Origin of the sequence: uncultured Eubacterium sp., assembly GCF_937958975.1 — a bacterium.
Taxonomy (GTDB): Bacteria; Bacillota; Clostridia; order Lachnospirales; family Lachnospiraceae; genus Eubacterium_G.
This window is the reverse complement of record NZ_CALGRE010000040.1, coordinates 1-12,850: the sequence shown is the minus strand read 5'-3', so window position 1 is coordinate 12,850 and position 12,850 is coordinate 1. Positions and strand designations below refer to the sequence as shown.

Genomic DNA, 12,850 nt, shown 5'->3' with positions numbered 1-12,850 from the left:
AATCAGGAGAAAGAAACTCATGGTAAGCATTATAGTAACGCATAAAAAAGATGTTTTATATTTAAAAGATTGTCTTGAAAGTATTGCATTGCAGCAGTTTAAGGAATATGAAACAATACTTGTTATAGACCATTCAGAGGACAAGCTTGACGATTTGATTGATTCCTACAAAGATAGGATTCATCTCAGCGTGTTTTACTTAGAGGAAAAGACCGGTGTATCAGCAGCAAGAAATCTCGGGCTTGAAAAGGCGCAGGGAGAATATATTTACTTTTTGGATAATGACGATTATCTTTATGGAGAGTCTATAAAGCAGCTTCTGGATGTAATGGATAAAGATTCCGATATGGCATATGGGGTTGTAAAACATACATGGTTTCAGAGACTGGCATTTCATGAAAGCCAGGGAGAAGAAAAAGAAGAGGAAGAAAATGAGTTCCTTCTTCAATTTGATTTTAATGACCCGATACAGTACAGATTTGAGCGTTATAGAAAGCTGGATAAACTGACAGTGCTTGGCGCACTTTATAAAAAATCATTGTTTACAGATAATGGGATTCGATTTAATGAGGAGCAGCATTTTTATTCAGATGCATTTGTCATCACCTCTTTGTTAAAGAATGCAAAGAATATAAAATGTAATGAAAAAGCGCTGTATGTAAAGCGGCATCATAATGATAAACAGAACAATCCGGCAATATGCCAGTACCCAAAGGATGAGACTATGCCGGATTATTTTGTGGCTTATAAAAACGCCCTGAAAGCAGCCGGGGATAATAAAAAATTGAGAAACCATCTCTATGTGATTCTTGGAAAGTTTATAGTAAAAGAATATATAAAAAAAATCAGATGGTCTGAGGATGAGAGATGGAAAAGTGAATATTACAAAGGTATCTATGAACTGGTTAAGGATATAGATAAAAAAGCATTGCGCAGTGAAGACTTTACCCGTGCAGAGAAGAGAATGATATATGCATTTATGGAAAATGATTTCGAGAAAATGCAGAAAAGGTCGTTAAATGTTTTAGCGAGAAGAAAGTTAAAGAAAATGTTGAGCAACAAGAGAGTCTTTAATAAGACTGTCACCATTTATATTTTTAGCAAGCTGAAACTAAAAGAAAACTGGATTGTATTTGAGAGTTTTATGGGAAGAAATTGCTCAGGGCAGCCGAAATACATCTATAAATATATTTTAGAAAATTACGGTGATAAATATAAATGCATATGGGTAGTTGACAGAAAAGGTGTAGAAATTCAGGGAAAACATAGGACCTGTAAACGCTTTAGCCTAAAGTATTATTATTATATGAATCGTAGTAAATATTGGGTAAATAATATGAGACAGCCACTGAGTGTTCCCAGAAGAGAAGAGACAGTTATGCTTGCCACATGGCATGGGACACCATTAAAAAGGTTGGTGTTTGATATGGATGATGTACATTCAGCAACACCACAATATAAGGATATTGTATTTAGACAGACCAGAGCGTGGGACTATCTGCTGTCGGATAACCCGTTTTCTACAGAAAAATTTCAAAGTTGTTTTCTTTTTGAAAAAGAAAAAATTTTGGAGTATGGCTATCCTGCAAACGATCCGATGTATGCATCGGATAGAGAAGAGCAGGCTCAGAAGATTAAGAAAAAGATGGGGATTCCGGAAAACAAAAAAGTTATTTTATATGCACCGACCTGGAGAGATGATAATTTTTACGAGGCCGGGCAGTATGGTTTTGATTTAGATTTGGATGTAAACAGATTAAAGGAAGAGTTTGGTGATGAATATGTATTATTGCTCAGACTTCATTATTTTGTAGTTGACCAGTTGGATTTATCCCAATATGGAGATTTTACGGTTGATGGAAGCAGCTATGATGATATTACAGATTTATATCTCATTTCGGATATTCTTATTACAGATTACTCATCGGTGTTCTTTGATTTTGCAAACTTAAAGAGACCAATTTTGTATTACACATATGATTTAGAAAAGTATAGAGATGTGCTTCGCGGTTTTTATTTAGATATGGAAAAAGATTTGCCGGGACCATTGCTTTTGACAAATGATGAAGTAATTGATGCGATTAAAAATATAGATGAGATTACTGAAAAATATAAGGATAAATACGAAGAATTTTACGATAGATTCTGCTGTGTAGATGATGGAAATGCAGCAAAGAGAGTATGCGAGAAAGTTTTTCAATAAGAGTAAATATAAATGGTTAATTGAAACAGTAATGAGCGCAGGTTCGACTTGCGCTCGTTGTGATTGTATGCACCCTGTGGTTATCAAAACATTAGGAGACAAATTATGTTAAGTATTATCATTCCTTTTCATAAAGGCAGGAATTATTTAGAAGATTGTTTAGAGAGTATTGTTGAACAGGAATATGGTGAGATAGAGACCGTTTTGGTTCAGGATGTTATCGACATGAATGGGAAACAGTATGAAAATGTAGATGATATTATACTGAGATATAAAGAGAAAATAAATTTAAAAACTTATCGGTTAGAACAAAATCAGGGGGTAGCGAAAGCCAGGAATAAAGGGCTATCAGAAGCAAGTGGTGAATTTGTTTTATTTTTAGATAGCGACGATTATTTAGCTCAGGGATTTTTGCCAAAAATAATGTGTCAGACGGATTCTCAAAAAGATGTGGTTTATGGCAATGTTATCAGGACATGGTTTAAGAGGGCGGCTTTCCATGTGGAGCAGGGGGATGTTCCGGAAAAAAATGAGGAAATAAAATCTATAGAGGAAAGACAGCAGGAGTTTAAAAATATTGAAAAAAATATGATATTCCGTCATGAAAAAATTGAGGGAATTACATGTCTTGGAATTGTATTCAGAAAAGAGTTTTTGGATAAAAATCATATAAGGTTTAGGGCAGAGCAAAAGTATTATGCAGACTGCGAATTTATGGTGAGAGTGCTAAAAGAGAAACCGAGTTATGGATTTGAATTTGAATGTTTCTATGTTAAGAGATATCACAATGATAAAATTAATCTCCCATCATTGTCACAGATAGAAAGTGACGGGAAAGAAGAATCGATAATATGTGCGTATGAGGATTCAGTGGGTGTACTTGGGAGTGAGAATTTATTGACTGAGCATTTTAGAAAAATGTTTTGCAGATATTATATAGATGTTTTCAGCCGAAGATTTCATGATAATCCACAGAGCCAGCCAAGTCAAAAAGAGATTGACCGGTATAAAAAGGCTCTAAAATATTTAAAAGCGGAGAATACGAAGGGACTGGGGATTTTAGAGAAAAGAATTATAAAAGCAGGTATCGCAGGCGATATTCAAGGGGTAAAAAAACGTGCAAATATCAGGCTTGCAAAAAATAAGCTTTTGTTAATGTTTACAGATAAAGTGCATATTATCAGAACCATAAACTTATATGTATTTCACAAAATGAAAATAAAAAATAATTATATTGTGTTTGAAAGCTTTGTTGGGAGAAATTATTCAGGGCAGCCTAAGTATATTTATCAGTATTTACAAAAAAACTATGGCAAGAAATACAAGTATATATGGTCGGTCAATGACAAAAAAATAAAAATAGATGGAAAATGTAAAAAGGTAAAGAGATATGGTCTTATGTATTACTATTATATGACCCGGTCGAAGTATTGGGTTTTAAATACAAGACAGCCTCAGATACTCAGAAAAAGAAAAGGTCAGGTAATGCTTGAAACTTGGCATGGAACACCTCTGAAAAAATTGTTTTTTGATATGGATGAGGTGCATTCGGCAGACCCGGATTACAAACAAAGGGTATATAAGCAATCCAGAGAATGGGATTATTTGATTTCAGACAATCCTTTTTCTACAGAAAAATTCCAGAGTTGTTTTTTATATGAAAGAGAAAAAATATTGGAAGTGGGGTATCCCGCCAATGACCCATTGTATGATGTCCATCTAAAAAAGAGAGCGGTAGAACTAAAGAAAAAAATGGGGATTCCATTAGATAAGAAAGTATTGCTTTATGCACCGACCTGGCGTGATGACGACAGATATGCTGCGGGAGAGTATCGATTCAGGCTGGAACTGGATTTAAAACGTCTAAAACAGGAATTTGGAGACGAATACGTTGTGCTTTTAAGAATGCATTACTGGGTTGTAGACCGGTTAGATTTGAGTGGGCTGGAGGATTTCGTAGTAAATGTGAGTGATTATAATGACATTACAGATATTTATATTGTGTCGGATATCTGTATGACCGATTATTCCTCTGTTTTTTTTGATTTTGCAAATTTGAAACGGCCAATTTTATTTTTTATGTATGACCTAGAAAAATATAGAGATGTGTTAAGAGGGTTTTACCTGGATATAGAGAAGGACTTGCCGGGGCCTATATTGCTGAACAATGACCAGGTGGTCAGGGCAATTAGAAAAATAGATGATGTTTTAGTGGAATACGGCAATAAATATAATGAGTTTTATGACAAATTCTGCGGCATAGATGATGGACAGGCGGCGAAAAGAGTGTGCGAAAAAGTATTCGGTTTATAGTATAAATAGAAATGTACTATAAAGTGTTTTTTTGGTATACTAACATGGGTAAAAGTTAAAATTTGACAATAAAACAGAATAATATATAATTAATGCGAGTATTACTAATTATAAATCGGAGGTAATATGAAGAAATATTTAAATAATTTTATGCGCTATAGATTTCTTCTGAAAGAATTAGTCATAAAAGGAATTAAACTGAAATATAGAAGGTCATATTTAGGACTGGTCTGGACGTTGCTGGAACCGTTGCTTACAACAATGGTATTAGCTTTCGTATTTGGCAATATGCTTGGAAGAAAGGCGGCATTTTATCCGGTTTATATCTTATGTGGACGTTTGATATATAGCTGTTTTTCCAGTACCAGCAAGATTGCCATGCGCTCTATCAGAGCAAACCAGGCAATGATAAAAAAGGTATACGTCCCCAAATATCTATATCCGTTATCGAGTATTATATATAATTACATTTTGTTTTTATTATCGCTGATTGTATTGGTAGTTGTGGCTTTGGTGATGAAAGTGCCGTTTACATGGCATGTGATTGAGGCATTTATACCGATGACAATATTGTTTATCTTATGTGTGGCAGTCGGTCTTATATTGTCTACCGTATGTGTGTTTTTCAGAGATTTAGAGTATTTATGGGACGTTGTAATTATGTTGATTATGTACTGCTCAGCCATTTTTTATTATGTGGATGCCATAGGAGCCCAGGCAGCGGCAGTATTGAAATTTAACCCATTATATTGCATCATAAGTAATTTCAGATGTGTTTTTATTGAACAGGGTTCTATATTTACATCCATAAGTTATGGTTTTTCAAATTTAAGTATGATGCTCTATTCGCTTGTATTTAGTCTGGCAGCTCTTGTTGCCGGTATTATAATGTTTATGAAAAATCAGGATAAGTTTATCTTGCACATATAGGAGGAGCGATGGGAAAGATTGCACTAAAAGTTGATGATATTAGTATTCGCTTTAATTTAAGTAAGGAAAAAGTGGATAATCTGAAAGAGTTGCTGATTAAAAAAATTAAGGGGCAGAAAATTCGTTTTAATGAATTTTGGGCATTAAAAAATGTAAGCTTTGAATTAAAAAAAGGTGACAGGTTAGGTATTTTAGGTTTAAACGGAGCTGGAAAAAGTACGCTTCTTAAGGTAATTGCAGGAGTTTATAAGCCGACATCGGGAACAGTAACAAGACATGGTCATATTGCACCGATGATTGAGCTTGGAGCCGGATTTGACCCTAATTATACCGGGAGAGAAAATATTTTTTTATATGGCTCTGTTCTGGGGTTTTCCAGAAGCTTTTTAGAAGAAAAATATAATGAAATTTTAGAGTTTTCAGAATTGGGTGAGTTTATAGATGTACCAATCAAGAATTATTCTTCGGGTATGAAGTCAAGGCTTGGATTTTCCATTGCCACAGTAGTGGAGCCGGAGATATTGATACTGGATGAAGTGTTATCTGTGGGTGATGCAAAATTTAGAAAAAAGTGTGAGAAAAAAATGCAGGGAATGTTTGACCATGGTGTGACCGTGTTGTTTGTCTCTCACAGTCTGGCACAGGTAAAAAGATTATGTAATAAGGCAATATTGCTTGAACACGGACAATTGATTGCGCAAGGAGATATTGAGGATGTGGCAGCAATATATGAAAAAAAATTAGAGGAGTAAATATAATGAAGTATACGACGAGAGGGACATGTTCAAGATTTATAGATTTTGACGTTGTAGATGGCAAGGTAACAAATGTAAAGTTTACAATGGGGTGTCATGGAAATACACAGGGTGTTGCAAAATTGGTGGAAGGAATGGACATCCATGAAGTGATAGAGAAACTGAAAGGAATCGATTGTAACGGGAGAGGGACATCATGTCCGGACCAGCTTGCAATCGCTTTAGAGACATATTTGGAGCAGAGTAAATGTTAGGAATTATCGGAGCAATGGATATTGAGGTGGACAGCCTCAAAAATGAAATGGAGCATCCACAGATTGTTAAAGCGGCAGGAATAGATTTTTATCAGGGAAAAATCCATGACCGGGAAGTGGTTGTTGCCAAATGTGGAATAGGAAAAGTGAATGCGGCAATGTGTGCACAGTTACTTGTGGATAATTTTCGGATAGATGCCATCATTAATACAGGTGTTGCCGGTTCCTTAAATAATGATATTGATATTTGTGATATCGTCGTTTCAAAAACTGCGCAGGAGCATGACATGGATGTCACACCTCTTGGTTACGAAAAGGGAATTATTCCGGATATGGAAAGTTCTGTTTTTGTGGCAGATGCGTCGCTGATAGGTTTGGCAAAAGAGAGCGCTGTGTTGGCGAAACTTAACGTGAAGGTTTTTGAGGGCAAAGTAGTTTCGGGGGATAAATTTATTGGAACGCAAGAAGCTAAGATGAGGTTAAGAACTGATTTTATTGGAGATTGTGCTGAAATGGAGGGAGCAGCGATTGGACATGTTGCCACATTGAACAATGTTCCGTTCTTAATTATCAGAGCAATTTCGGATAAGGCGGATGGCGGTGCTGAGATGGATTATCCTACATTCGAAAAAAAGGCAGCAGCAAACTCAATTGCGCTTTTAAATGAAATAATAAAAAATTATAAAGCCGAGTAAAAAAATAAAAGAATTTGACGAACGATTATCAGTGAATCTCTCTATACAATGTGATAAAATATAGTGAAAATAAGTACAAGTCCGTAAGGAGTTGATACTATATAAAAAATACAAATTGGGGGGAGAGCTATGTTTAAATATTACATAACTGAATTTAAGAATTGGCTGGATAATACAATACCGGCTGTTATTGATGAAAAGAACTTCCTATGGTTAATGGGAAGTCTTTTTTTGTTAGGGGTTGTCACAAAATGGCTGGTTTTGCATAATTATGGGAAACTGATAAGAAGAGCGGAAAATATGCAGCATACCAAAAGTGCGGCAATCAGGCAGATAAAAAATAAATATGAGAGCATGAAGCAGGTAAATGGCACAGTTGCAAATCCTATGTTATTTGTACAAAGACATCTGAATCGATGTAAAATCGGGTATATTTCTCTTAATAAAGTGAATAATATTATTAATTATTGTGTAATTCTAATTATTGGATTATCGGGAATTATAGGATTAGAGTTGTATATCAATGATGGTCAAAAGACAATAGCAATGTCATATATTTTAATTGGATGGTTTTTTGGATTTACATTGGAAATGATTGATAGAAGTGTAAAAGTGGATGAGAGAAAAATGGAATTAACATATATAATTGCAGATTATTTAACAAACGGTTATCAAATGCGTGAGGAGAGAGCCAGTGAAAGTATAAGTACACAGAACGATGAATCCGGTAATTATTCGGAAAGTGTATCAATGAATGAAGGTTTGGAAAATAGAAAAGTCAGCAGAGCAGATGTAGAAAAAGTAAAAGAAAAAGTACGGGAAGAACAAATATTAAATCAGGTCATTGGAGAATTTTTACAATAAAATTATATTTATTCGATTAGGTCTTGATAAAAATGTTTTCTAAGCCTATAATAAAGGATGATTTTGAAAAAACGGAGGAAGAAATATGTCTAAAGTAACACTTGATTGTTCAAAAGTGAAGTCGTTTATCTCAGATGATGAGATGGCAAACATCAAAGAGATTGCAGAAAATGCGAAGAAGGTATTAGTCGAGAAGACCGGGGCAGGTAATGATTTTCTTGGATGGATTGATTTACCAATAGATTATGATAAAGATGAATTTGATAGGATTAAAAAAGCAGCAGCAAAAATCCAGAATGATTCAGAGGTTCTTATCGTTATTGGTATCGGTGGCTCTTATCTAGGTGCCAGAGCGGCAATAGAATTTTTAAGACATGGTTTCTACAATAATATTTCAAAGGAAATCAGAAAAACTCCAGAAATTTATTATGCGGGAAACAGTATTAGTCCTGCATATCTGAAAGGATTGCTTGATGTTGTAGGCGACAGAGATTTTTCGGTAAATATTATCTCTAAGTCTGGCACAACTACAGAACCGGCAATCGCTTTTAGAGTTTTTAAAGAAAAGCTTGAAAAGAAATATGGAAAAGAAGAGGCAGCAAAGAGAATATATGCCACAACAGATAAAGCAAAGGGAGCTTTAAAAGGTTTGGCCACGGAAGAGGGATATGAAAGTTTTGTAGTTCCTGATGATGTTGGCGGACGTTTTTCAGTGCTTACAGCTGTAGGACTTCTTCCTATTGCAGTTAGCGGTGCTGATATTGACCAATTGATGGCAGGTGCAGCGAGCGGAAGAGAAAAAGCTTTAAATAATGCATTTGAAGAAAATGATGCTGTAAAGTATGCAGCAATTAGAAATATTTTATTGAGAAAAGGTAAGCTGATAGAGATAGTAGCAAATTATGAGCCGAGTCTTCATTATTTTGGTGAATGGTGGAAACAGCTTTACGGTGAGAGCGAAGGAAAAGACCAGAGGGGGATTTATCCGTCAGCAGTCGACCTCACAACGGACCTTCATTCTATGGGACAGTTTATTCAGGATGGCTCAAGAATTATGTTTGAGACAGTTGTCAATATTGAAAATACAGACGCTAAGATAGAAATTGGTGAGGATCCGGATGATTTAGACGGACTCAACTATTTAGCAGGAAAAGATATGGACTTTGTAAATAAAAGTGCTATGAATGGTACAATTCTTGCACATACAGATGGAAATGTTCCAAATCTTGTAGTAAATGTTCCAGAGCAGAACGAATTTTATCTTGGAGAATTATTCTATATGTTCGAGTTTGCAGTTGGTGTGAGTGGCTACATTTTAGGTGTAAATCCATTTAACCAGCCGGGAGTAGAAAGCTATAAGAGAAATATGTTTGCTCTCCTTGGTAAGCCGGGATATGAAGAGTTAACAGCGGAGCTCAAAAAGAGATTATAAAAGAGTTTTTTAGATAATCGATTTATAAAAGGACAGCCATATTTTGAGATATCTTCAAAATATGGCTGTTTTCTAATCTTCTTCAATAACGTAGAAATCCAGATAGTCAAAATCTATTTGTTCTACAAAGCTGTCAGAATAAAATCGTGTTCTGGCAATGCGTTTAAACTCGTTAATATTTGTGTCAAGCCAGATTGGGTTGCTCAAATCAAATTCTTCACATATTTGTTCTAATGCCATAAATACTTTATGGGTTCTGGTTTCTTCGGGTATATTTAACTGAATTGTTGTACTTTGCAGCATTTTATTGTTTTTAAATGTTCTGCCCCATACTCTAAACATAATCTATTCTCCATTCACATTTTTTACATCATCATTGTAAAGGAAAAAAATATAAATGTAAATTAAAAAAGTTAATTGTAATTGAAAAAAGACCTGTTATAGCGGTCTAAAGGCAGGAAAAAACTTGACTTTCTTTATTTTCAGAATAATGGTATACTAAACAGTATTGAGTGGGGCGGTAAGAGTATGAATTTGCATTTGTGCAATGAATACCGTTGAATAAGCGGGATGGAGTGTTGTATGGGTAAAAATAAAAATGAAAAGAAGAATAGCAAAATAAAGCTTAAGGGGCAGATAAATCAGTATTTAAAATGGCCTGTTTATTTGAATATTTTCTGGGTCATGATTTTGATTATTGTTTTTTTTATTGATGTAAGAGCAGGTGTCTTTCTGGCATTTGCAGAATTTATATACATAATTATTATTGCGGTGCTTTATCTTGGATTTAAGCCTAATATAACAAAGATGCTTGTGGATTTTGGTGCGGATTACAGTCAGGTTCAGCGGCATATGCTTCATGAAATGGAACTCCCTTATAGTTTGCTTGAAATGGATGGAAACATACTGTGGACAAACGCAGAGATGGATAATCTTTTTCAGGGAAAAAATATAAGAAACAAGCTGATAACTTCTCTGTTTAAGGAATTTAAGCCTGAATATCTTGAATTTGACGACAATGGTAGAAATGAGTTTGACGTAGAAACTGAGAGCGGCGAGTATAAAGTTATCTTGAAATTATTTGCCATGAGGAATAGTGATGCCGAGGGTTCATTTGCTATGCTGGCCGAGAATAGTGGAAGCCTTATCTCTATGTATATGATTGACGAGACAAACGTCAGACGGCTTACGAGAGAAAACAGGGATGAACGTCTTGTAACAGGACATATTTATATTGATAATTATGATGAGGTTCTTCAAAGTATTGAAGCCACGAGAAGGACTTTGTTAGTAGCCCTGATTGATAGAAAGATTAATAAATATTTCGCTCAATATGACGGTATTGTAAGAAAGCTTGAAAATGATAAATATTTTGTAATCTTTAAGACGAAATATATTAGCAAGATGCAGACAAATAAGTTTTCTGTTTTAGATGAAGTAAAAACTGTAAATATAGGAAATGGGCTGCCTATCACAATTAGTATTGGTGTGGGAATGGGCGGTAACGGTCTTGTGGAAAATTATGATTTGGCAGGAACTGCTATTGACATGGCGCTGGGACGCGGTGGCGACCAGGCAGTGCTAAAGGATGGAAATAAAGTATATTACTATGGAGGAAAAACAAAATCCGTAGAAAAAAATACAAAAGTTAAATCAAGAGTCAAGGCAACGGCTTTTCGTGATTTAATTGAGACGAAGGAGACAATTTACGTCATGGGGCATCATATTGGTGATAATGATTCATTTGGTGCTGCCATAGGATTTTATAGAATTGCAAAAACGATAGGAAAAGATGTTCACATTGTGCTTGGTGAGGTCAGCAGCAGTGTGGTACCGCTTGTGGATGCATTTAAGGAGATGGAGATATATGATGAGGATATGTTTATCTCAGGGCAGGAGGCTACTTCTAAGATAACAAAAAATGATGCGTTAATTATTGTTGATTGCAGCAGAGCAAATTATACAGAATATCCGGAACTGGTTAGGCGTGCACAATGCCTTCTTGTATTTGACCATCACAGACAGAGTACAGATGTAATTGATAATGCCCAGCTGTCTTATATTGAATTATCATCCTCATCTACATGTGAGATGGTCGTAGAAATCATGCAGTATATTAATGAGACTGTAAAATTAACGAAGTTAGAAGCTGAGGCAATTTACGGTGGAATTATGATTGATACAAATAATTTCACAAATAGAACCGGTGTCAGAACTTTTGAGGCAGCAGCATATTTGAAGAAGAATGGCGCAGATATCACAAAGGTTCGCAGGATGTTCAGAGATGATATCAGTGATTATAAAGCAAAAGCCATGGCAATTCAGAATACAGAGATTTTCATGGATGAATATGCTATTTCTGTATGCACGGCCGGAAATGTGTCATCCCCTACTGTTGTGGGAGCACAGGCGGCAAATGAATTGTTAAACGTCAAAAACGTGAAAGCCTCTTTTGTATGTACTCCGTATTTAGAGCAAATATATATTAGTGCAAGGTCGATTGACAAAGTAAATGTTCAAATAATTATGGAAGAGTTTGGCGGTGGTGGCCATATGAATCTGGCAGGAGCTCAGGTGAGAGATAAATCTTTGGGAGAAGTTATTAGAATATTAAAGCAGATTATAGAAAGAAAACTTGAGGAAGGAGACATTTAATGAAGGTTATTTTATTGGAAGATGTGAAGACTCTTGGAAAAAAGGGGGAAGTTGTTGAGGTAAACGATGGATACGCCAGAAACTTTATTTTTAAGAAAAAGCTTGGAATAGAAGCAAATGGAAAGAATTTGAATGATTTAAAGCTTCAGAGACAGAATGAGGTGAAATTAGCAAAAGAGAAATTAGAGGCTGCACAGGCATTAGCAAAAGACTTAGAGGGAAAATCCATTACTGTAAGAATACAGGCGGGTGTGGAAGGAAAGGTTTTTGGTTCTATTTCCAGCAAAGAGATTGCACTTGAGGCAAAAAAGCAGCTGAATATGGAAATTGATAAAAAGAAGATTGTAATTCCTGATGCAATAAAGTCATTAGGAACATATAATGTAAACATAAAACTTCATAAAGATGTAATAGGAGTTTTAGCAGTAAAAGTAGTAGCAAAATAAAGGATTGATTTCCTTAAAGGTGTTTTTATGGAAGAAGCAGTAGTTAAGAGAATAATGCCCCACAGCAATGAGGCAGAGCAGGCGGTAATCGGTTCAATGATTATGGATGCTGAGGCGATACCTATTGCTATGGAAAAACTTTCAGATGCAGATTTTTATAATAAGCAGTTTGGCTCGCTGTTTAAGGCGATGGTTGAGATTTTCAATGAGGGAAAAGAATGTGACCTCGTAACGATTAAGAATAAGCTAGAGAGATCGGAAGAGCACACGTCAGAACTCCAGTCACATACGCAGATCTCGTAT

The 12,850-nt window shown here is 35.3% G+C and carries 11 protein-coding genes; 10 read left to right on the top strand and 1 reads right to left on the bottom strand.

All coding sequences use genetic code 11. From position 1 onward, the window contains the following. The first annotated feature begins 19 nt into the window (after positions 1-19). The 8 genes from Q5O86_RS06635 (at position 20) to Q5O86_RS06600 (ending at position 9,446) form a co-directional block, all read left to right on the top strand. The gene (locus tag Q5O86_RS06635) at positions 20-2,203 is read left to right on the top strand and encodes a CDP-glycerol:glycerophosphate glycerophosphotransferase (protein WP_302626358.1); all 2,184 of its coding nucleotides are present in this window, start codon (positions 20-22) and stop codon (positions 2,201-2,203) included. Between the two features lie 105 nt (positions 2,204-2,308). Further along, the gene (locus Q5O86_RS06630) at positions 2,309-4,516 is read left to right on the top strand and encodes a CDP-glycerol:glycerophosphate glycerophosphotransferase (RefSeq protein WP_302626357.1); all 2,208 of its coding nucleotides are present in this window, start codon (positions 2,309-2,311) and stop codon (positions 4,514-4,516) included. 126 nt (positions 4,517-4,642) lie between these two features. After that, complete coding sequence (locus Q5O86_RS06625; protein ID WP_302626356.1) at positions 4,643-5,446, top strand: ABC transporter permease; 804 nt, start codon at positions 4,643-4,645, stop codon at positions 5,444-5,446. Positions 5,447-5,454: 8 nt separating this feature from the next. Then, positions 5,455-6,198: an ABC transporter ATP-binding protein gene (locus tag Q5O86_RS06620; protein WP_302626355.1), complete on the top strand. Its 744-nt coding sequence runs from the start codon at positions 5,455-5,457 to the stop codon at positions 6,196-6,198. Between the two features lie 5 nt (positions 6,199-6,203). Continuing rightward, entirely contained in the window at positions 6,204-6,455 is a 252-nt protein-coding gene (locus tag Q5O86_RS06615; protein ID WP_302626354.1) for a TIGR03905 family TSCPD domain-containing protein, read from the top strand. Then, the gene (locus Q5O86_RS06610) at positions 6,449-7,150 is read left to right on the top strand and encodes a 5'-methylthioadenosine/adenosylhomocysteine nucleosidase (protein ID WP_302626353.1); all 702 of its coding nucleotides are present in this window, start codon (positions 6,449-6,451) and stop codon (positions 7,148-7,150) included. Before Q5O86_RS06615 ends, Q5O86_RS06610 begins: the two co-directional genes overlap by 7 nt. A 129-nt stretch (positions 7,151-7,279) precedes the next feature. Then, complete coding sequence (locus Q5O86_RS06605; protein ID WP_302626352.1) at positions 7,280-8,014, top strand: hypothetical protein; 735 nt, start codon at positions 7,280-7,282, stop codon at positions 8,012-8,014. Positions 8,015-8,099: 85 nt separating this feature from the next. Continuing rightward, entirely contained in the window at positions 8,100-9,446 is a 1,347-nt protein-coding gene (locus tag Q5O86_RS06600) for a glucose-6-phosphate isomerase (RefSeq protein WP_302626351.1), read from the top strand. Between the two features lie 72 nt (positions 9,447-9,518). Here Q5O86_RS06600 and Q5O86_RS06595 read toward each other — a convergent pair whose 3' ends face one another. Further along, entirely contained in the window at positions 9,519-9,788 is a 270-nt protein-coding gene (locus Q5O86_RS06595) for a hypothetical protein (RefSeq protein ID WP_302626350.1), read from the bottom strand. Positions 9,789-10,028: 240 nt separating this feature from the next. On the opposite strand from Q5O86_RS06595, the gene Q5O86_RS06590 reads away from it, so the two are divergent. Then, the gene (locus Q5O86_RS06590) at positions 10,029-12,101 is read left to right on the top strand and encodes a DHH family phosphoesterase (RefSeq protein WP_302626349.1); all 2,073 of its coding nucleotides are present in this window, start codon (positions 10,029-10,031) and stop codon (positions 12,099-12,101) included. After that, a complete protein-coding gene (gene rplI / locus Q5O86_RS06585) occupies positions 12,101-12,547 on the top strand; it encodes a 50S ribosomal protein L9 (protein WP_302626348.1) in 447 nt (148 codons plus the stop codon). The genes Q5O86_RS06590 and rplI overlap by 1 nt, the downstream gene beginning before the upstream one ends. Positions 12,548-12,850 lie beyond the last annotated feature (303 nt).

Bases quoted from the DNA above. Each gene is read 5' to 3' on its own strand.
- Q5O86_RS06620 (WP_302626355.1), top strand. From the start codon at position 5,455: ATGGGAAAGATTGCACTAAAAGTTGATGATATTAGTATTCGCTTTAAT.
- Q5O86_RS06605 (WP_302626352.1), top strand. From the start codon at position 7,280: ATGTTTAAATATTACATAACTGAATTTAAGAATTGGCTGGATAATACA.
- Q5O86_RS06615 (WP_302626354.1), top strand. From the start codon at position 6,204: ATGAAGTATACGACGAGAGGGACATGTTCAAGATTTATAGATTTTGAC.
- Q5O86_RS06630 (WP_302626357.1), top strand. From the start codon at position 2,309: ATGTTAAGTATTATCATTCCTTTTCATAAAGGCAGGAATTATTTAGAA.
- Q5O86_RS06600 (WP_302626351.1), top strand. From the start codon at position 8,100: ATGTCTAAAGTAACACTTGATTGTTCAAAAGTGAAGTCGTTTATCTCA.
- Q5O86_RS06595 (WP_302626350.1), bottom strand. From the start codon at position 9,788: ATGTTTAGAGTATGGGGCAGAACATTTAAAAACAATAAAATGCTGCAA.
- Q5O86_RS06625 (WP_302626356.1), top strand. From the start codon at position 4,643: ATGAAGAAATATTTAAATAATTTTATGCGCTATAGATTTCTTCTGAAA.
- Q5O86_RS06635 (WP_302626358.1), top strand. From the start codon at position 20: ATGGTAAGCATTATAGTAACGCATAAAAAAGATGTTTTATATTTAAAA.
- Q5O86_RS06610 (WP_302626353.1), top strand. From the start codon at position 6,449: ATGTTAGGAATTATCGGAGCAATGGATATTGAGGTGGACAGCCTCAAA.
- rplI (WP_302626348.1), top strand. From the start codon at position 12,101: ATGAAGGTTATTTTATTGGAAGATGTGAAGACTCTTGGAAAAAAGGGG.
- Q5O86_RS06590 (WP_302626349.1), top strand. From the start codon at position 10,029: ATGGGTAAAAATAAAAATGAAAAGAAGAATAGCAAAATAAAGCTTAAG.